The organism is Henriciella marina DSM 19595 (assembly GCF_000376805.1).
Taxonomy (GTDB): Bacteria; Pseudomonadota; Alphaproteobacteria; order Caulobacterales; family Hyphomonadaceae; genus Henriciella; species Henriciella marina.
The window spans coordinates 1170255-1189588 of record NZ_AQXT01000002.1; the positions used below are offsets into that span (position 1 = coordinate 1170255).

Annotated in this window: 22 protein-coding genes; 5 read left to right on the plus strand and 17 right to left on the minus strand. The window is 61.7% G+C overall.

What is annotated here, in order from left to right; translation table 11 throughout:
• Positions 1 to 2: 2 nt before the first annotated feature.
• The 10 genes from F550_RS18850 to F550_RS0105850 form a co-directional block, all read right to left on the minus strand.
• On the minus strand, positions 3 to 176 hold the full coding sequence (locus tag F550_RS18850) for a phage tail assembly chaperone (protein ID WP_233349000.1): 174 nt from the start codon (positions 174 to 176) through the stop codon (positions 3 to 5).
• Positions 160 to 450 (minus strand): gene transfer agent family protein, encoded by a 291-nt coding sequence (locus F550_RS0105810; protein ID WP_018147589.1) that lies wholly within the window; start codon positions 448 to 450, stop codon positions 160 to 162. Before F550_RS0105810 ends, F550_RS18850 begins: the two co-directional genes overlap by 17 nt.
• Complete coding sequence (locus F550_RS0105815) at positions 447 to 866, minus strand: phage major tail protein, TP901-1 family (RefSeq protein WP_018147590.1); 420 nt, start codon at positions 864 to 866, stop codon at positions 447 to 449. The genes F550_RS0105810 and F550_RS0105815 overlap by 4 nt, the downstream gene beginning before the upstream one ends.
• The gene (locus tag F550_RS0105820; protein WP_018147591.1) at positions 866 to 1297 is read right to left on the minus strand and encodes a DUF3168 domain-containing protein; all 432 of its coding nucleotides are present in this window, start codon (positions 1295 to 1297) and stop codon (positions 866 to 868) included. Before F550_RS0105820 ends, F550_RS0105815 begins: the two co-directional genes overlap by 1 nt.
• Complete coding sequence (locus F550_RS17010) at positions 1294 to 1845, minus strand: head-tail connector protein (protein WP_018147592.1); 552 nt, start codon at positions 1843 to 1845, stop codon at positions 1294 to 1296. The genes F550_RS0105820 and F550_RS17010 overlap by 4 nt, the downstream gene beginning before the upstream one ends.
• A 105-nt stretch (positions 1846 to 1950) precedes the next feature.
• Positions 1951 to 3126 carry a phage major capsid protein gene (locus tag F550_RS0105830; RefSeq protein WP_018147593.1) on the minus strand — a complete coding sequence of 392 codons (1176 nt, stop codon included), beginning with the start codon at positions 3124 to 3126 and terminating at the stop codon, positions 1951 to 1953.
• 12 nt (positions 3127 to 3138) lie between these two features.
• The gene (locus F550_RS0105835) at positions 3139 to 3549 is read right to left on the minus strand and encodes an HK97 family phage prohead protease (protein ID WP_018147594.1); all 411 of its coding nucleotides are present in this window, start codon (positions 3547 to 3549) and stop codon (positions 3139 to 3141) included.
• Entirely contained in the window at positions 3542 to 3769 is a 228-nt protein-coding gene (locus F550_RS0105840; protein ID WP_018147595.1) for a hypothetical protein, read from the minus strand. Before F550_RS0105840 ends, F550_RS0105835 begins: the two co-directional genes overlap by 8 nt.
• On the minus strand, positions 3766 to 4881 hold the full coding sequence (locus tag F550_RS0105845; protein WP_018147596.1) for a phage portal protein: 1116 nt from the start codon (positions 4879 to 4881) through the stop codon (positions 3766 to 3768). The genes F550_RS0105840 and F550_RS0105845 overlap by 4 nt, the downstream gene beginning before the upstream one ends.
• Before the next feature lie 157 nt (positions 4882 to 5038).
• On the minus strand, positions 5039 to 6292 hold the full coding sequence (locus F550_RS0105850) for a DNA-packaging protein (RefSeq protein WP_018147597.1): 1254 nt from the start codon (positions 6290 to 6292) through the stop codon (positions 5039 to 5041).
• 92 nt (positions 6293 to 6384) lie between these two features.
• Here F550_RS0105850 and F550_RS19295 point away from each other — a divergent pair, with 92 nt between their 5' ends.
• Together F550_RS19295 and F550_RS17015 are read left to right on the plus strand one after the other, a co-directional pair.
• Positions 6385 to 6540: a hypothetical protein gene (locus F550_RS19295; protein ID WP_018147598.1), complete on the plus strand. Its 156-nt coding sequence runs from the start codon at positions 6385 to 6387 to the stop codon at positions 6538 to 6540.
• A gap of 2 nt (positions 6541 to 6542) precedes the next feature.
• Positions 6543 to 7163 carry a 1-acyl-sn-glycerol-3-phosphate acyltransferase gene (locus F550_RS17015; RefSeq protein ID WP_018147599.1) on the plus strand — a complete coding sequence of 207 codons (621 nt, stop codon included), beginning with the start codon at positions 6543 to 6545 and terminating at the stop codon, positions 7161 to 7163.
• A 4-nt stretch (positions 7164 to 7167) separates the two neighbouring features.
• Here F550_RS17015 and F550_RS0105865 read toward each other — a convergent pair whose 3' ends face one another.
• Together F550_RS0105865 and hslO are read right to left on the minus strand one after the other, a co-directional pair.
• Positions 7168 to 8178: an NADP-dependent oxidoreductase gene (locus F550_RS0105865; protein ID WP_018147600.1), complete on the minus strand. Its 1011-nt coding sequence runs from the start codon at positions 8176 to 8178 to the stop codon at positions 7168 to 7170.
• A 135-nt stretch (positions 8179 to 8313) separates the two neighbouring features.
• Positions 8314 to 9234, minus strand: coding sequence for an Hsp33 family molecular chaperone HslO (gene hslO / locus F550_RS0105870; protein ID WP_026180601.1), 921 nt, complete (start codon positions 9232 to 9234; stop codon positions 8314 to 8316).
• 199 nt (positions 9235 to 9433) lie between these two features.
• Between hslO and F550_RS17020 the strand changes: the two genes are divergently transcribed.
• Entirely contained in the window at positions 9434 to 11407 is a 1974-nt protein-coding gene (locus F550_RS17020) for a putative bifunctional diguanylate cyclase/phosphodiesterase (RefSeq protein WP_169332251.1), read from the plus strand.
• A 2-nt stretch (positions 11408 to 11409) separates the two neighbouring features.
• On the opposite strand, the gene F550_RS0105880 is transcribed toward F550_RS17020, so the two are convergent.
• Together F550_RS0105880 and F550_RS17025 are read right to left on the minus strand one after the other, a co-directional pair.
• The gene (locus tag F550_RS0105880; RefSeq protein ID WP_018147603.1) at positions 11410 to 12612 is read right to left on the minus strand and encodes a serine hydrolase domain-containing protein; all 1203 of its coding nucleotides are present in this window, start codon (positions 12610 to 12612) and stop codon (positions 11410 to 11412) included.
• An 84-nt stretch (positions 12613 to 12696) separates the two neighbouring features.
• On the minus strand, positions 12697 to 13299 hold the full coding sequence (locus tag F550_RS17025; protein ID WP_018147604.1) for a YqaA family protein: 603 nt from the start codon (positions 13297 to 13299) through the stop codon (positions 12697 to 12699).
• Between the two features lie 262 nt (positions 13300 to 13561).
• Between F550_RS17025 and F550_RS0105890 the strand changes: the two genes are divergently transcribed.
• Complete coding sequence (locus F550_RS0105890; protein WP_018147605.1) at positions 13562 to 14872, plus strand: MFS transporter; 1311 nt, start codon at positions 13562 to 13564, stop codon at positions 14870 to 14872.
• Here the strand turns inward: F550_RS0105890 and F550_RS17030 are convergent.
• The 3 genes from F550_RS17030 to F550_RS0105905 all read right to left on the minus strand — a co-directional run bounded on the left by F550_RS17030 (position 14869) and on the right by F550_RS0105905 (position 18337).
• Positions 14869 to 16107 (minus strand): AI-2E family transporter, encoded by a 1239-nt coding sequence (locus F550_RS17030; RefSeq protein ID WP_018147606.1) that lies wholly within the window; start codon positions 16105 to 16107, stop codon positions 14869 to 14871. The genes F550_RS0105890 and F550_RS17030 overlap by 4 nt on opposite strands.
• Before the next feature lie 93 nt (positions 16108 to 16200).
• Positions 16201 to 16755 (minus strand): RidA family protein, encoded by a 555-nt coding sequence (locus F550_RS0105900; protein WP_018147607.1) that lies wholly within the window; start codon positions 16753 to 16755, stop codon positions 16201 to 16203.
• A gap of 10 nt (positions 16756 to 16765) precedes the next feature.
• On the minus strand, positions 16766 to 18337 hold the full coding sequence (locus F550_RS0105905; protein WP_040500458.1) for an NAD(P)/FAD-dependent oxidoreductase: 1572 nt from the start codon (positions 18335 to 18337) through the stop codon (positions 16766 to 16768).
• Between the two features lie 252 nt (positions 18338 to 18589).
• Here F550_RS0105905 and F550_RS0105910 point away from each other — a divergent pair, with 252 nt between their 5' ends.
• Positions 18590 to 19333 carry a hypothetical protein gene (locus F550_RS0105910; protein ID WP_018147609.1) on the plus strand — a complete coding sequence of 248 codons (744 nt, stop codon included), beginning with the start codon at positions 18590 to 18592 and terminating at the stop codon, positions 19331 to 19333.
• The last annotated feature ends 1 nt before the right edge of the window (position 19334 follow it).

A 19334-nucleotide genomic window follows, 5' to 3' on the forward strand; every position in this document is an offset into this window, starting at 1 on the left:
GCTCAGCTTTCCTTGTCTGGGTGGGTTGTCATCATTTGCTCGAAGGCCCGGCGGCCCAGCATCTCGCGGCCCGCACCGGTCAGATACCGCCACTCCCGCAAGCTCAGCTTCCAGAAGGCGGCAGGCGCGATGCCGAGCGAGGCGGCAGCCCGCATCATCTCAGCCCACGGCAGCACGGAACGCTTCCGCAACCGCACGCGCGGCAAGCCCGGGATTGATCTTCATCGCAGAGAGCTGCTCTGGCGCGACCTGCTCTCCGCCGCCCTTCAGAAGGACAGCAAGAACCTGCATCAATTCTGCCGCCGACAGGCGGCGCATCCTGGGCTGCAGCTCTGAAAGGGACGAGCAGCCAAAGGCGGTCTCGATCTCCGCGAGGGCGCCCAGCGTCAGGCAGAGCGTCCGCTCACGGCCATCAATGCAAAGCGTAACTTCGCCGCGCGCGCCGTTCATGCTGCGGCCTCAAAGCTGATCAGTCCCGCGCTCTGAAGGTCGATTGAAAAAGTCGCTTCGCCATCATGCGTGCCGCCCCAGCTCAATTGGGCAATCTGAAACGGCCCCGTGAAGCTGCCAAAATCCGGCACCTCCAGCCTGAAGCGGCAGAGCTCCCCGGCAAGGAACACCGCGCGAAGCCGCGCATCGCTGGCCGCATCCTTGAAGGGGCCCCGCCCCCGCACGCGCATGTATCTAAGGCCCGCCCCGGCCAGCAACTCACGCCAGCCGCCGGGGCTCTCCATGCTTGTCGCGTCGACGCCTTTCTGTTCCAGATCAAACGTGCTGGTTCTGATGCCCGCCACGGTGACGAACATCTCCGGCGTGCCGCCATCCGATATCTTGATGAGGACATCGCGTCCTTTCTGCCCAGCCATCAGCCTGCCTCCTCTGTGATAATTCGTACCCGGAGCACACCTCTGAACTCGCGAAGGTCAGGCGTCCGCATGACGTCGGCATAGAGGGTCTGCGACAGGATCACGGTCTGAGTGGCAAGCTCGCCGCCCAAGCCATCGATGACCTGTCTCAGCGCGCTCAGAATGCGGACTGCATCGGCCCGGCCACCGGACCGCGACCGCAGACCGAAGGTGATCGTATGGGCCTGCCCGGCCCGCCCCGCGCTGCCTCTCGGCCTGACGTCGTGGCGCTCCAGTTCGACATAGGGAAAGAGCGGCGCATCCGTCTCACCGTCGAAAATCCGCGCTGGCGACCCGAGGACGTCCTGAACCCCCGCATCGGCGCGCAACGTATCGAGGACGGCAATCTGGAGTTCGGCCTCGGCGCCGGCTGTCATGAGATCCGCGCTCATAGCCGCACCTCACGGCGCGCATCGATCAGGCGGGCCGCTGCGTCAGGCATAGCGCCTTCAGATCCGCCCCGCCGGTAGGCCGCCTCAATCATGATCAGAATGGCAAGCTTCAGATCATCCGGCACATCATCTGCCGCGCCGAACCCTGCTATGAAGTCGATCTCGACCCTTCCGCCCGGCGGAATACGCGGCAGCCAGGATCCCGGCCGCAGGCATATCCGGTCTCCCTCAAGACCAAACCGGCCGGAGATATCAGTCGACACGCCCTCGGCATCGACCAGCCCGACATCGACCAGCGATGTCACTGGCCGACCGCCGAGCTTCAGCTGAGAGGTCCTGAGCAGACCTTGCGGCCAAGCAAGGAAGGTCTCGCGCAAGGTGCGGCTGAGCAGGCAGAAACCTGCCGCCTCCTCGACCGCTGCGACCGCGCCCGCGATCAGCGAGGCAACCAGGTCGTCCTCGCCGTCATGGCCAAGCCGCAGATATGATTTTGCCGAAGACAGAGACACAGCCTCTCCGTCTGGCGGTGTGACAACCGTCAGCGTCATTTCAAAGATACCATCGTGTTGAGTTACGTCCGAGCCCGGCCATTTACCGGGGCGGTGACTGGACCGCAGCGCGCCTCGCCGCAGTCCAGCCCTTTCGGTCCCCGCCTAGAAGACCATCGCCTTGATCGCGTCGAAGTTCTGGACCCCGCCCCCGACACGCTTGGTGGTGTAGAAGAGGACGTAGGGTTTGGCCGAGTATGGATCACGCAGGACCTGTGCGCCCTGACGGTCAACGATCAGATAGCCACGGCGGAAATCACCAAAACCGATGGCCGCATTGCCCGTGCCGATATCCGGCATGTCCTCGAGCTCGGTCACGGCATAGCCAAAGATCGTCTGGCCCTCACCGGCGACGCCCGGCCGCCAGAGATAGCGACCATCTGCATCCTTCAGCTTACGGACAGCCGCAACCGTGCGGCGGTTCATGACGAAGCGGGCATTGTTCCGATACTGGCTCTTCGGCGTCTGGATCAGGTCTATAATCTGGTCGCCTGCATCCTCTGCGGTGAAGTCACCGGCGACAGAGCCGATCTTCCCCCAGACATGGCTGGCGTCTGCAACGACATCATAATCAAGGAAGCCGCGCGGCTTGCCGTCACCATCACCGTCCACAAAGGCTTTACTCTCCTGAACCGAGAAGGCCGCCTCCACCTCATCTGCCAGCCAGGCATCGACGTCGGCATAGCTGTCATTGAGCAGCGTCTGCGTCGCCGCCGGCATGGCATAGAGCTCCCCCGCAGGGAATTCGAGCAGGCTGAGCCCGGCGGTCGTGGTCTCAGTGCGCGCGCCTGTCTCAGCGACCCAGGCCGCGCCGACGCCAAGGCTGACCGGCTTGCGGTAAACCCCGGCTGCCGTCTGGCGAACGCTGGCGATTTGGCGCATGGGTGAGGCCTGCGTCAGGCGGGCCTCAATCAGTCGATCAAGCTCTGGTGGCGCGGTGTAACCGCCTTGATCCTCGGTGCCCGCAGACAGCGATTTCACATCGAGATGTGACAGGCCGCTTTCATCGCCCGACCGCATATATCGCGTCCACGCTTCGCCGTGTTCACCGCTTGTCCGTTCAGCCTGGCCTTGTTCTGGACGGGCGGCTTTCAGGCTGATCTCGTCGATCCGGCGGTCCAGCTTTTTCAGCTTCGCCTCCAGCAGCGGATCTGCCGCGCCCTTGCCCTCGATCTCGGTCAGGCGCTGGTCGTTTGTCTCCTGATAGGCTTCAAACGCCGCCATCATTTCTGCCGTGGCACCCACATCCTCTCGCGTTGCCATTTTGGTTTCCTTGGTCATGTTTCTCCTTCCTCAGGCCGCCCGTGCGGCCTCTCCAATCTCAGTGAACCGGGCCAGCGGCTGCATCGGCGCATCCACGAGCGAAATCTCCACAAGGTCGATGTTGATGAGGTCGCGCCCGCCTTCCGGCCTTGGCTTCCAGAGCCTGGCGCGAAACCCGATCGAAAGGCCTGACAGGCCATCTCGCAGCATCAGCTGCGCGCGCGGCAGATCAATCAGTCCACGAACGAATAGGCCCCGCCCGTCTTCGATAGCCCGCGTCCAGTGTCCGGCGCGCACGCCAGATCTGTGCTGCAGCAACATCGGCACTGGGCCGGTCTTCAGGCTTTGCGTGAACGCCCCTGCGCGCACGACATCGCCCGATATATCCGCCACCCCGAACAGCGCCGCATAGCCTTCGATAAGAACCGGCTGCCTAGTCATGCTTGGCCTCCAGTCTTGCTTCGATCCGGTCCAGCTGGTTCTCAATCGCGGCTAGATGCGCTTCCACGCGTGCAAGTCGCTCTGCGACCGGGCGTGCGATATCCGCGCGCTGTTCCAGCGTGGAAATCCGCTCTGCCGCCGCACCTGCCCAGACCAGCGCGCCACCCGTCTGCACCGCCAGCGCGAGCAGGAAGCCAGCGGTCAGTTTCCGTTCGATCATTGGCCGAGCCCCGCCATCTGGCGCTTCTCCTCGCGGCTGAGGAAACTCGCCGCCTCCAGCCGCGCCCAGAGCGCATCGCGTTCAGCAGAGAAAGTGGGCACATCCTCAAGGTCAGGACGCACCTGCACCTCGTCGAACCGGCCCGACAGCCAGACGCTCATCGCATCGGCCACCTTGTGAACCAGCGGCAGAACCGTCAGGCGCCAGAAGGCGAGATTGGCCTCCTTATAGGTCGCATACGTATTATCGCCGGGGATTCCGAGCAGCATCGGCGGCACGCCGAACGCCAGCGCAATCTCCCGCGCGGCGGCATGGCGGGTGCCTGCAAAGTCCATCTCAGCCGGCGATAGCGACATGGGTTTCCAGTCCAGCCCGCCATCGAGCAGTAGCGGCCGTCCTGCATTGATCGCGCCGGTATGTGCGCTCTCTAGCTCCTCCTTCAGCCGGTCGAACTGGGCGGGTGTCAGGCCAGCGCCTTCCCCGTCATAGACCAGCGCGCCAGAGGGCCGCGCCGCATTGCCGATCAGTGCCTTTGCCCAGGCCGCCGCATCATTGTGAAGGTCCAGCGCCTTGCGCGCCGCCGCCAGCGGCGACAGGCCAAGGATGCTGTCGGATGGATGGTAGAGTTTCAGGTGAAGAACAGGGCTCCAGCCATCGCTTTCGCGGTGGATGACCCGCTCACCCCGGCGCTGGCGCACCGCCCAGCCGATCAGCCCGCCTTCGGAATTGGTGTGCGCGCGAACCGTATCTGCGCGGAGCCCGAAGATACCCTTGGGGCTGTCGTCCCCAGCCAGCGTAACGGCCTCTGCCCAGGCATTGCCTGTAATCTGAAGGTCGCCATAGAGACGCTCCAGCAGGACACGGCCAGCCTCATCAGGCGACGGCCTTGCCAGGAGCTGCGCGACCGCCTCATCCCCGGTCAGGAGCGGGATAGATGCGGCAGCTTCAGCGATCATCCGTACACACCGATAGGCAATCGCATTGCCCGCATAGCCGTCTCGCATCAGGGCGCCGGCATCACTGCGCCCCCACCCGGCGCCCGGCAGGCCCGCAAGTGCAATCAAGGACGTCTGCGCCGAACGTGTTTCGACCGATTGCCAGGGCCATCTCATCAGGGTCTATCTCCGTCTTCATGGCGGGGCGCGTTGCCCGCCGTCTTTTCTTCAGCGTTGAGACATGTCTAACCGGCGGCCCTGCCCGGTCGGAAAACGGAGTGTGATCCCTTTGGCGGCGGGTGTTTTGCCGGGCACAGCGCGCGTCCGTCCCCGGCTAAAGCGTCTGAATGCGCGGGTGCCGGCCTGTTGCCGCCTCAAGCGCGCTGACAGCCCAGACCAGCGCGTCCACCCGGTCCGGCGAGCCGCCAGTGCCCGTCCCGAACTGCAGCATTTCTTCCTCGAGGTCTGGGAAGTGTCCCGCATGCGACACGCGCCCGCGCTCATAGAGCGCAATGACAGGTGCCGCGCGGGCGGTCTTTGAAAGGCGCGCATGCACCAGCTGTATGGGAAGGCCGCTGCCGGTGGACCGCAGCACGCTGCGCACCAGTTCGCCGCCCTGATTGGCCTCTGCCAGGATACGGCTCGCGCCCGTGCGGGCCGCAAGGCGCGCGGCCTGATCAGCCCAGACCGCAGGAGAGCGGCCCTGCAACGTCGCATCTTCCAGCACCCAGAAATGCGCGCCGCCGCCAGAGGCATTGCTCACACCTGCGGCGATCAAACCGCAGGCATCAGCGCTGTCGCCAATACTGACGGGCGGATCGACCGCAACGATGATGTCGCCGAAATCTGCTGGCGGCGTATCTGCCCTCGCCGCCTTCAGCATGGCCCGTGTCCAGAGCAGTCCGTCCTCGGCCTCAAGGAATTCGCCTTGCAGTTCCTGGCGACCAAGCCGCGTCCCCCCAAGGGTCGCTTCGATGTGTGCGATGAAGGCAGGCGACAGGAAATCGGCATTGTCGTGCGTCGTGCTGCGGGTCACCGCGACGCTCGCATCACTCATCAGCTTACGGATTAGCGGGGTTCGCCTTGGCGTCGTGGTGATAACCGATTTAGGCCGCGGCCCAATCCGCAGGCCGAGCTGCAACATGTCCCACGTCGCCAGATCCCTGTTCCAGGCGGCGACCTCATCGCACCACGCCGCATCAAATTGCGGCCCGCGCAGACTGTCTGGATCTTCAGCCGAGAAAGCCTGCGCCACAGCGCCGTTTGGCCAGACAAGCCTTCGGCGAGAGCTTTCATAGGCGGGCGGTTCCTCGCCTGGCCGCGCAATCTGGCAGAGGCCGGACACCCCATCGATCATCGTCTCGCGCACATCATGCAGCGTCGGCCCGACCAGCGCGATGAAGCGTAACCCGCCGAACAGCGCGCCAAAGCGCACCCATTCAGCCCCTGCCCGCGTCTTGCCTGCGCCGCGCCCACCAAGCGCCAGCCAGCTAGTCCAGTCGCCTTCGGGCGCGCACTGCGGTGCCCTCGCCGTCAGCACAAATGGCAGGGCCATATCGTCCGCCGTCGCAATCGTCGTATCTGTCATCGCCGGCAAACTAGACGGGCAAGGAATACCGTCGGAGAGATTGCAGGCGCGCTCCAGCCTGTTAAGCTCGCAAGCATGGGGAGAAAGCCAACATGTTCCTGTTTTTACTCTGGTGGTGCGTTGACGACCACCTCGCGGCTGCGCTCGAAACACCCGGTCTCGGGTCGCTACCGATCTGGGTGCCTCTGATCCTGTCGCTCGCCTTCAGCTTTACGCTGCAAGGCGCGGTCAAGAAGCGCAAAGACTGAAGGTGTCGGCCGCATCCCCACTTTCCAGGACGCGGCCAGCACCCTCGGGCAGCTCATCTGCCGTCTCATGGATATGGCGTCAGGTCTGCGCCCTCATTCTCTCGGCCGGTGGCTGGAAGGTCGAGGGAGACTGGCCGCCAGCCGAGAAGGTGGTCCTCGTCGCTGCGCCGCACACGTCGAACTGGGACGGCTTCTGGATGCTCATGGCAGCCGGCTACTACCGGGTGAAGCTGAGATGGATGGGCAAGAAGTCGCTTGTCGATCACCCGTTTGGCGGCTTCATCCGCTGGCTCGGCTGCGTGCCTGTCGACCGGACCGCCGCGGGCGAATTCGTCGACCAGATGGCCGACGCCTTTAAGGCTGCCGACAGGCTTGTTCTCGCCGTCGCCCCTGAGGGCACGCGCGCCGGTACCCCGATCTGGAAGAGCGGTTTCTATCGCATCGCCCTTCGCGCAAACGTCCCCTTGCTGATCACGGTTCTGGACTATGGATCACGCACCATAACGGTGCGCGGCCTCTTCCAGCCGACCGGCGATTATGAAGCCGACCTGCCGGCCATCCGGGCAAAGTACGCCGACGCCAAGGGCCGGCACCGCGCGAAGTTCTCGGTATCTGACGACTGATGCCTCAGCCTGGCTTGGAGACTTCGAGCACCAGCTTGCCGAGATTCTTGCCTGTGAAGAGCCGCTCCAGTGATGTTGGCGCGTTCTCCAGCCCCTCGACGATGTCGGTCTCGAACTTGATCTTGCCTTCCATCAGCCAGCCGGCCATGGCCTGCATGCCTTCAGCGAACCGCTCGATATAGTCGGTCACGATAAAGCCTTTCAGCGTGACGTGACGCATCAGCAGCATGGAGAAGTTATAAGGCCCCGGTACCGGCTCGGTCGCATTATAGGATGAGATCAGGCCACAGAGCGGCATGCGCGCGAAATCGTTGAGGCGCATCAGGATCGTATCCATGATCTCGCCGCCAACATTCTCGAAATTGATATCGATGCCGTTCGGACAATGCCGGTCCAGCGCTTCGCCAACATCTTCGCGCTTGTAATTGATGGCGGCGTCGAACCCGGCGGTTTCCGTCAGCCACTTGCACTTCTCGTCAGAGCCAGCAATGCCCACTACATGGCAGCCTAGTATCTTCGCGATCTGCCCGACCATGGAACCAACCGCGCCAGCTGCGGCCGACACAACCACTGTCTCACCGGCCTTGGGCTTGCCGATGTCCATCAGGCCGAAATACGCCGTCATCCCGGTCATCCCGATAGGGCCCATGAACGCGGTCAGTGGCACGCCCGGCAGGTCAGGCAGCTTGTTGACCTCAGCGCCTGGCTTCACCTGGTAAAGCGACCACTGGCCGAGACCCGTATTCACGACATCGCCAGCCTCAAGCCCATCGAAACGGCTTTCTTCAACGACGGAAATGCCACCTCCGCGCATGGGATCGCCGATGCCAACCGGCGGCATGTACTGTTCGCGGTCCGACATCCAGATCCGGTTCGTCGGATCCAGCGACAGATAGATGGTACGCAGGCAGACCTCGCCCTCTTTCAACGCAGGAACCGGGTTTTCGACCAGATCAAGGTCGCTTTCCGAAACGTCTCCAACTGGTCGCTTTTTCAGGATCCAGGTCTTGTTCATTCGTGCCATTTCAAGCTCCTCCCGCTCAAACAGACGCCGCGCGCATTTTACTGGCGCAGCCGATCTGCAGGTTGAAGCGCACAAACCGGTCCAGGATCAATGCTGACCTCACGGGAAGCTGCCCGCGCGAACGGCTCAGTTTGTGGGGCCGGTCACCAACTCGATCGGAATGTCGTAGTGGCGCGCGCAGAACTGGCAGTCGATGCCGAGCGTGCCATCGCCTTCCGCCATTTCCAGCAGCGACTCGTCCGGCATCCCTGACAGGGTCTGGCGCAGCCTTTCTTCATTACAGGTGCAGGCGTCATCGACAGGCTCAGGCGACTGCATGCGCACCCCGCCCTCATGGAACAGCCTGAACAGGAGGTCCTGCGCAGACAGTTCTTCCGAGCAGAGCTCGTCTGGTTCCAGCGTGGCAAAAAGGGCTTTCGCCTCACGCCAGCCATCTTCGGTGTCGCCGCGCAGATCATCGCCCGCCATCTTCTGGATCATCATGCCGCCTGCATGCCAGTCGCCTGCCGCATCGCGCCGGACAGCCAGCGCCAGACAGGTCTTCACCTGCTGCGACTGGCGGAAATAGTCTTCTGCGCATTCAGCCAGAGACCCTTTGTTCAGCGGCACAATGCCCTGATAGGGCTGCACCCTTGTGTCATCCTGAATGATGATGAGCGCCAGCGCGCCCTGCGGCCCGAAGAGCTGCGGCATATGGGGCTTGGCGCCCTTGTTGACCTTCTCCAGATAGGCCCAGCGTTCGGGTTCGAATTTCGAATAGGCCCGCACACCGCCATCGGTTCGGTATTCACCGACCAGCATCGAGACCGGTCCATCGCCTTCGGCCTGCGCCAGGATGCGGCCCTCAAACTTCATCGCGGACCCGACCAGCGTCGACAGCAGAAGCGCTTCGCCAAGGATTTCTCCAAGATGGTCTGGATAGGCATGGCGCTGCAGGATCGGCGAGAGCGATCTTGGTCCCATACGCACAATACGGCCCGTGATTGGCAATTTGTCCGACGTGAAGCCAGCGATGAAGTCGTCCGGATTAGATGACAGTGAGCTCACTGAATTTTCCTCTGGGCTGCTGCTGCGCCACCATGTGGCGGCGGCCATGGCGCGAGACAAGCGGCCCCCTGCAGACGCTGACGCCCTGTGCGTTCGCGTGGGCGTTGAGCGAATAGATGAAATCTCGTCTATCTGCGAAAGCCCGATTTAAGCTCAGTTGGATAGGCCTAACCCTCGGTAGATTGACGAGGCCCCGCCCGTGCTGTCCAGATTGCGCTCTTTTCTGTCGCTCGATTCAACAGAGATCGAGGTGAATCGCGCTCGCTACAACGCGCTGAGCAAGCAGGTCCCGCTGATGTACGGCATCCTGTCGATCAACGTGATCGGCCTGTCGGTGACCCATTTTGGGTCTGATGCGCCAATCCTGATGACCATGATCCTCCCTGTGGCGATGGTGGCATTCATGCTGGCGCGGACCGTGAAATACATCAGCACTGACAACAATTCGATGTCCGACGAGGAAATTGTTCGGAGCTTGCGGACAACCTTGAACCTGGTCGTGCCGATAGGCGCGCTGTTCGGCGTCTGGGGCATCCTGTTTCTGCCCTATGGCGACGCTGGCCAAAACGCACAGGCGATCTTCTTCAACGCCGTTTCAGTATCTGCTTGCGCTTTCTGTCTCGCGCATCTTCGCCAGGCGGCGATACTCGTACTTGTAACCGTCACACCGCTCACCTGCGTCGTTCTGATCCTTGAAGGGTCACTGGCCTACACCTCTCTTGCCTTGAACCTTGTCCTGGTCTCGGTGGTTCTCAGCTACATCCTGATCAATATCGAGCGAGACTTCGTTCAGATGATCAACCAGAAGACAGAGCAACGCGAGCACCAGAAGAAGCTTCAGGCCCTCTATGAGGAAAATCACCGCCTCGCGAACACTGACAGCCTGACCTCGCTCCCGAACCGGCGGCAGTTCCTGTCCAAAATCGATGACCTCGTTGATCAATGCGGGAAGGAAAAGTCCAGCTTCGTGGTCGCATTGCTTGATCTTGATGGGTTCAAGGCCATCAATGACGTGTTCGGCCACCCGGCCGGGGACGCGGTACTCATTGAAACATCGGCACGTCTGACCAGTGTCCTTGAGGGAAGGGACGTCACCGTGGCCCGTCTGGCGGGCGATGAGTTCGGCCTCCTGATGCGTAGACCCGGCAGCGACGAAGAAGTTATCTGGCTCGCCCGCAAGGCTTGCGAAGCCCTTCGCGAACCTTTCTCCTTCGATGAGGGCACCGCGAACCTCTCTGCAACGATTGGCCTGGCCCGTTTTCCAGACAGCGCTGAAACTCGTAGCCATCTCTTCGACCGGGCCGACTACGCCCTCTATTTTGCAAAGCAGCATCAGAAGTCTGAACCGGTTTTCTTCTCACAGGACCATGAACGGCTGGTCTTTGAGACCAGTGCGCTCGAACACGCGCTGCGCCACGCGGATCTGGAAACAGAAATGTCGGTGGAATTCCAGCCTTCGCTCGACCTCAAGGCGGGGCATACATGCGGCCTCGAAGCCCTCGCGCGATGGTATTCGCCGACGCTCGGTCATGTCCGGCCGGATCGCTTCATTGATATCGCAGAGAATACAGGCGTCATCGGGCGGCTGACGGAAGTGCTTTTCCGCAAGGCCATCCGCGAAGCCTGCCTCTGGCCAGACCATCTGACGCTCAGCTTCAATCTGTCTGCCGTCAGCCTGAACACGCCACGAGCCGTCACCCGCCTGCTTTCAATGGCCGAACAGTTCGGCTTTCCGTTCAACCGGCTGATCTTCGAGATTACCGAGTCGGCCGTTCTGAAAGACTTCGAGAGCGCGCTTGAAGTGCTCGAAGAAATCAAGGCTGCCGGCGCCCGCATCGCCATTGATGATTTTGGCACCGGCTTCTCAAGCCTGGCTTATGTGCACCGTCTGCCGATCGACGCGCTCAAGGTCGACCGCAGCTTCGTGCGCGATCTCCCACAAAGCGAGAAGAGCACGAACGTGCTTCGCTCCATCCTCGACCTTTGCGAGAATATGAGCCTCAATTGCGTTGTTGAAGGCGTTGAGACCCAGGAACAGTTCGACCTCATCAGCGATCTCGGTGCCAGCCAGATACAGGGCTATTACTACAGCAAGCCTCTCTCGGCTGGAGACGCCCATATGGTTCTCCAGATCGAGTTTGAATCAATCATGCTGCACCGCGCCGCAAGCTGATCTTACCGGACCCAGGCCCCTGGCGCGTTGGTCCGGTAACCGAGCGCGCGGTACGCGGCATCGATGAGGGATTGCCCCCTCTCATTCATCAGCAACCCCTGCCCCATCTGTGACATCGTATAGCTGAACGCCAGACCGCATTCAGGGTCGGCGAAACCAATATGACCGCCCGCCCCGACATGACCGAATGCGTCGCGCCCGATAATCGCAGACTGGGCCTGAGCGCCTTCCAGACCGCGATTGTCCATCGATTTCATGAAGCCCGATGCAAACCGCGTCGGCACCAGCAAGGTCGCATCGCGCTGGGTCGCTGTCGACACCATCGACATCGCTGCCACCCTGTCCTTTGAAACCAGTGAGCCATCGTTGACCGCTAGCGGCGTATACATCGCAACCTGCCCACGAGCGTTGGAGATGCCGCCTGCCCCGCCGATCTCAGCCCGGTGGGCATCCGCGTCATTGGCGCCCCATCCGCCATTATTGGCAAAGGACAGCGCCTGGATTGAGGTTGGATCTCCCATGAGAAGTCCGGCGAAATCAGACAGCTGGTCGCCCTTCTGCGGTATATAAGGAAGGATGGCTGCCATATGTGGCTCCACCCCATCCGGTAGCCCGATCCAGAAATCCGCTCCCGTCGGCCCGGCGACCTCATCGGCGAAGAACTGGCCCAGCGACTTGCCTGAAACCCGGCGGACAAGCTCACCGACCGTCCAGCCAAAATTGACCATGTGATAGCCATTGCGGGTGCCCGGCTCCCACCAGGCCGGCTCATCTTCCATCCGCTTGATCATGTAATCCCAGTCCAGGAACCCGCCGGGCTTCACCGGCTCGCGCAGGGCCGGGATGGCGCTCTCATGGTTTAGCATCATCTGGACCGTGGTCTTCTCCTTGCCGTTCTTGGCGAATTCCGGCCAGTATTTCGAGACCGGCGCCTGAAGCTCCAGCTCGCCGCGGTCGATCAGGATATGCGCTGAGATCGCCGTCGCGGCCTTTGTACAGGAAAAGATGATGGAGACGGTGTCCTCGCGCCACGGGTCCTGCGTTTTCACATCGGCGACACCGCCCCAGAGGTCGACCAGCCTTTCACCGCCGACACTCAGGCAAACCGACGCGCCCTTCTCGCCGCGCTCTTTGAAATTGCGCTCGAACTCCTCGCGCAGCTCAGCAAATTTCGGCTCGCAATGGCCCTGAACCTGTCCAGACATGATGCTCGTTCCTCCCTGCCGTTTTGAGGCGGATATGAAACGAGCGACCTCGCCTTATCAAGCAGAGAGATTTCTGACGTCGGGTTAGCGGAAGAAGACAAGATAGGTGGCAAAGCCGGCAAACAGCAGAAGCCCGCCGATAAAGATCTCGACATCGTACTTCTTGAGAAGGTCCTCGGCACGTTGGCCGACGATCATGACCAGAAGCGCAATGACGAGAAACCGGATCGAACGTGACGCCGTTACCGCAACGGTGAAGAGCAGCACTGAAAAGCCTGCAGCACCCGCAGCGGCGACGCCGATCTGGAAGGGAAACGGCGTTACGCCGATCATGAACAGCGTCGTGAAACCATTATTGTTCAGCTTCTGGAGCGTCGCATCATAGGTCTCCTGAGCGCCAAAGAACGAGATCATCGGTTGCATCAGATCGTCGGCCAGAACCGCCCCAAGCCAGTAGATCAGCAGACCGCCAAGCACATTTCCAAGCAGCAAGGCCAGAGCGACAAGCCAGGCCTGCTTGCGCCTCATAACCATCATCGGAATGTAGACAGGCTCCATCGGCACAAGGACGAAACTGCCCTCCAGAAAGCCCACAAGTATGGCAATCGGATAATAGAGCGGGCCCTTGGCCCACGACTTGATACGCCCCCTGAGCGATTGTGACTGATCGTCGGTTCTGGCTGACATGAGTCACAAACGAGCGATGCAACAGAGGTGTTCCGGTGCTCACTTGTCAGAAGACGGAGATCCTTCATCTGGAACCTGAAATGAACGGGTGATCAGAGCCGACAGGCCATATCAAGACCGGCCTCGATGAGCGCCCCATTAACCGCGCTGACGTGCGAGACCCTTTTAGGTTTGACAGAATGGCGCTTCGCTTGAAGCATCATTGACGCGCCCCTCCTTTGGCCTACCTGCGCTCTGACTTCACTGAGGACGATCACGACCGATGGCCGAGACAACGCTGGAAAAAGCCTACGGGATGCTGACATCGGATGATGATGGCCGTGTCTGCCGGGATATTCCCGAAAGCGCCTGCAATCATCAGCCGAAGAACTTCCTGACCCATATTATCTCCCTCGGGGCGACGAAGACAGCTGACGGCCTTATCGACCCAAAGCTCGTCCTGTCCTGGCTCCTGACGCAACTCGGGGCACCCGCCGCCTTTATCGGCCTGCTCGTTCCGGTGCGGGAAGCGGGCGCCCTCCTGCCTCAACTTCTGACCGCGGCCAGCCTGAGAAAGCTCGCCCAGCGCAAATGGGCTTGGAGCGCCGGCAGCGCCGTGCAGGGCGCAAGCGCTGCAGCAATTGCGCTCTCTGCGATCTTTCTCGAAGGCGCCGCCGCGGGATACGCCATCGTTACAGCTTTGGCGGTGCTCGCCCTCGCCCGCAGCGTCTGTTCAGTCACCTATAAGGATGTTCTCGGAAAGACCGTGTCGAAGGCACGGCGCGGCACGGCCACCGGCACCGCCAGCTCTACCGCCGCTCTCTTCGTCATCATATTTGGCGTCACCCTCGCCAGCGGCTGGCTCAATCGTATGCCTATCGTGATTGCCGGCCTCTTCGTCGCCTCCGGCCTATGGATCGCTGCGGCGCTCTTATTCTCGACGCTTGAGGAAGAACCCGGCGCGACAGAAGGCGGGGCCAACCCACTTGCAGCGGCCCGGGAGAATTTCGGCCTGCTCGCAAAGGACGCCCAGCTTCGCCGTTTCATTGCGACCCGCGGTCTTCTCATTTCAACAGCGCTCGCCCCGCCCTTCATGGTTGCGCTTGGCGCGCCAGACGGAACCGAAAACGCATTTGGAGGCCTGGGGCTTCTGGTCATCGCATCTGCAGGCGCGGCGCTCGTCAGCTCTTACGTCTGGGGCCGCCTCGCCGACCGGTCCAGCCGCAAGGTCCTTGTCTTTTCGGCCATTGCCGCAACCATCGCACTCGCCGCAACGCTCACGCTCAATGCTCTTGGATTGCTCGAAGCGGTCTGGGCCCTGCCGGCTATGATCTTTGCGCTCATGCTCGCCTATCAGGGCGTCCGGCTCGGCCGCTCCACGCACCTTGTCGATATGGCAACCGAACAAACGCGCGCCGCCTACACCGCGCTCTCGAATACGATCATCGGCTTACTTCTGGCCCTTGGCGGCGCGTTTAGTCTGCTGGCAGAAACCGCAGGCGTCCCCGTCGTCCTTGGCGTTCTGGGGGCCATGAGTGCGCTATCGGTACTGGTCGCGCTCGGACTTGAGGAAGTGCAGGCCGAAAACGCCTAGGTAATCGCAGGCGCTATCCGGTCATCGTCATCGCCAGCGGTTTCCTCAGTGCTCTCGGCCGCCCCATCGGTCGTTTCTTCCTCCGGAATGGCATCGGGCGCGTCACAGGCATCGGTTGGTTCGTCGAGGACATCGTGCACGATTGCATTGTCGTCAGGGTCGCACTCGGTCCGCCCCTGAAGGAAGGTATCGAGCCAGGACAGCTCATTCGTGCGCTCACTAAAGGCCTTCAGGGCGATGAGCATAGGGGTCGACAGAAACATGCCGACGAAGGACCAGAGCCAGGCCCAGAAGGCGAGCGAGAGAAAGACCGCCACCGCATTCAGCTTCAGGCGCCTGCCAACGAATACGGGCGTCATGAACTGGCCTTCGACCGTATTGATCAGCCAGTAGACGAATGGCGGTGCCAGCGTCATCAGCAGGCTGTCAAAGGTCACCAGTGCCATGACGAACGCGAAACCGATCCCGGCAAGCGAGCCGACATAGGGGATGAAATTCAGTGCAAACGCGATCACGCCAAAGAAAACAGGGTCGGGCATTCCGAGCGCCCACATCGCAAGGGCGATGGCAACGCCCAGCGCAAGATTGATCGCAAAGATCGTCAGGAAGTATGTCGAGAGCTGGTTTTCCACCTCACGCGCAATCCCGAGCGAGACTTTCTTGCGCGAAACCGTCGGCATGACCCGGACCAGCTTTTCATAGAACATGTCGCCGGAGCCGATAAGGAAGGTCGCCAGAACAATGGCCAGCGCGGCCTGGCCGAGAACATAGGGCGTTGTTTCGGCCCACAGGCTGAAGATGCCTTCCTCGCGCACGACAACGCGTTCGGGGCCCTGATTGCCCCCCTGCATTTGCTCGATCTGCTTGCCCGCCTCGCGGACCGGCTCGAGCACACCGGATATTTCCTGAAGCCGGGTCTGTATCCGGTTCATGATCTGCGGCTCATCGCTGAGAATGGCCGCGAGCGAATTGGAGATCACATAAAGCGTCGTGAATGCCGCGAGGCAGAACACGGTCATGATGATGGCAGCGGCAAAGGCCGGCCCGATACCGAGCCGGCCCAGGAACCTGCGGACCGGACTGAAGATCAGCGCCAGGAAAATGGCGAAGACGACCGGGATAAAGAAAGCCTGCGCAAAGGACAGCGCGCTGACCGACGCGAAAATGAAAAGGCCGATAATGGCCCAATGTGTATAGGCCGGCTCGACCTTGCCTGACAGAATACCTGTTTTCAAAGTCGCATCACCCGCCTTGCACCCGGCCCGGCCTGTCGCCTGAACCTCAACGCATAACGACCAGTCGACGCAGGCGTTCCGCCGGCGCGGCTTCTACTCTGCAGGCCTTGCTGCCTGTGCCTCGATTTCGACCCTCCATCCCGGCCGGATCAGACCGGAAACCTCGACCACAGCGCGCGCTGGCTTGTTTGGCTGCTCAGGCGTTCCAAAGAATTGCGAATAGCCTTCCATGAAGCCGGCAAAGTCCAGGCGCCCCTCATTGACCTCATCGCCAACCAGATAGACGCGCATCATGACGATATCGCCGAGCGACCATCCCGCGCCTTCCATCCGCTCGCGCATGGCTTCCAGCACGCTCTCGGTCTGGCGCTTGGTGTCGCCATAAGCCGCCCGGCTATTTGGGTCGGCTTCCGGGTCGACCACCTGCGGGACAATCCCGCTAACATACATCCCTTCGATATTCCCGCTCGTCTCGACCGCCATGGAAATCGGAAAGTCAGAGCCGGGTATGGCAATACGATTGATTGTGCCCGGCGTCGTCTCCCCCGCAGGTGCAGCCCCGCCGTCCGGCGCATCACTACCGCATGCGCCGAGCAGAAGACCTGCCACCGCCGATCCGGCCAATCCAACTTTTGTCCAGCTTTTCATCTCGCGTCCCCTAACCTGCTCTTGTTCTTTCGTGCACCTGCGCAATCGCATGGTGCGATGATCTTATAGCCGCTTCCATCCACGCGCCAATCGGGCTGAGATGCTGGCCGGCAAACACGATCGGGCCATCGCCGCCCATGACCGCATCGACCTGCGCCCTGCTCGGATGATCCTCGCCGCTCTCGCTTGCCCAGGCGCCCATCGAATAAGGCACATGTGCCCAGTTGACCCCAACGGGCCGGCCAAGCTGCACCGCCTTGCCAGGATGGATCCGGTCAACCGATGCGCGAGAGGCGGCAAATTGCTGGTCCCAGCCCATCGCGGCAAAGCGCTCCGACTGGCCGGCAAAATTATAGGTGCCGATCAGCACGCCGTCGCGCGACTGGAAGGATTGGCTTGGATACCAGGCCATGTTCGAGTCCGTGTCGACAAAGGATATCCCGCCATAGATGTGATCATCGGTCTCCCAGAAGCGCCGAGACTGCCAGGCAACCTTGCCAGCCGCCTCATAGCGGAACGCATTGATCCCGTCGCGCACAGGCTCCGACAGGCCGAGATTGAGCGACTGTACGACGGAGAATGGCAGCGTGCAGACACAGAAGTCGGCTTCGACGACCCCGCCCGTCCCGTCCTTCTGGTCATAAAGCACGCGGACGCCTTCATCGGTGCGACCAAGATAGCTGACCCGCACGCCGTATTCGATCTCGCCGCGCAATTTGGCGGCAAACGCATAGGGGATTGCATCCATGCCCCCCACCGGCTGCAGCATCGTCGCCTGCTGGAACAGCCCCTCGCTGAAGACGAGATTGAGTGCAATGGATCTGTCGGAGATCAGTTCGCGAAGCGGAATGGCGGCGCGGGCTTGCGACGCGGCATTGAGGACAGTTGGCTCCACCTCATAGCCGCTGCGGTCGCTGCCCTGATAGACGGACCCATCGCCGAGCGCGCCATAGACCGACAGAAAGTCGAGAAGCCGGGTCTTGTCTTCGCCAGTCAGATCATCGTCCAGCGCGCCTTGTCCGGCCACTTTGGAGAGAAGTTCGCTGACCCCGCCGCGGATATCATTGACCACCTGGCGGTGATCGACCGGCAGACCATTGCGCAGTTTCGAGCTGACGAATTTCGACGCCCCGCTTTCATTGATGAGCGCTTCGAGTTGTATCCCAAACTCGCGGCAGTAGTTCAGAACCCCGGTGTGAACCGATGGGATACGCGCAGCCCCGGCATTGAAATAATGCCCCGTGTCAAACTGGCAGCGCTGTGGCGGGAGGTGGTCATGTTCCATGACGCTGCCCCGGCGCACCGTCCAGACACGTCCGCCCGGCCGCTCGCGCGCATCTAGAACGCTCACCGAATACCCTGCCTGTTTCAGCTCATGGGCCGCGACCAGACCGGCAATGCCTGCGCCAAGAACCACGACCCGCCGCCCCGATCCCAGCATCGGCTCTGCTTCAGGCGGACCAGTATAAGGCCCGGCTTCCGCAACCAGGCCTAGCGCCTCCATGGCCGTATAGGCGCCGGCTACGCCCATGACCCTGGAAAAATTCCATATCACGTCGCGCCGGGAAATCGATCCGCTCATACTGGCGTCCCCCACAGTTGCAGCATACCCCGTGAGCGCCCAGTCCACCAGCGGAACCTCCTACATGAGGGCCTTGAGCGCTGATGTGACCGGATGTCTGGCACCCGCGCCCAGCTTCGCGGCTGGAAACGGAGCGACGGGAAGCGCGGTCCTGTCACTTGGATATCTTGGCAAATTCAAGCAGAACGCCCAGTTGACACAAAATTGTCATCCTGCGCGCCTGTTGACCGCGCCCGACCTGAGAACTCATTGATGAACACCCTCCCTATTCGCTGCGCCCGTCCCCTGCTTGCAGCTGCCACCGCCGCTCTCATGGCCTGCGGAGTTGCCCAAGCACAGAACACCTCTTCGGTTTCCGGACCCGTGGTCAGCGCCGGCGACCGCGAAGTGGAATACAGGTTCGGTTGGGTTCCGGGCGAAGACGGCCGCGGTGACAGCTTTGGCCACCGGTTTGACTATCGTCTCTCGGTCAATGAGCGAACCAGTCTGAAGGTCGCCACAAATTTCGAGGACAATCCGGGGGAGGATATCCGCTTCGACAATATCAATGTCGAATACCTCATCGAACTCTCGCCCGAAGATGCCGACATCTGGAAGACCGGTATCCGCTTTGACGCCCGCGTGTCCAACGGCCCCGATCCAGAGCGGATTGGCTTCAACTGGCTCAATCAGTGGCAGCTGTCAGACAGGCTTCGCGCCCGGGCCCAACTCATCGCGACGCGCCAGCTCGGCTACAACGGCCGCAAATCCATCGATTTCGAGGTTCGCTCCAGCCTGAGCTGGAAGATCGGCGCCGATCATGACATCGCCCTGCTGAGCTTCACCAATCTCGGCTCGAGCGATGATTTCAGCGTTGGCGGGCGCGTCCAGCAGGCTGGCCCTGCTTTGTCAGGCAAGCTTGGCAACGGCTATGGCTGGACGGCAGGCACGCTCTTTGGCCTCTCGGATGCCGCCCCTGAGAACGACATCCGGCTCTGGATCACCAAAAGCTTCTAGG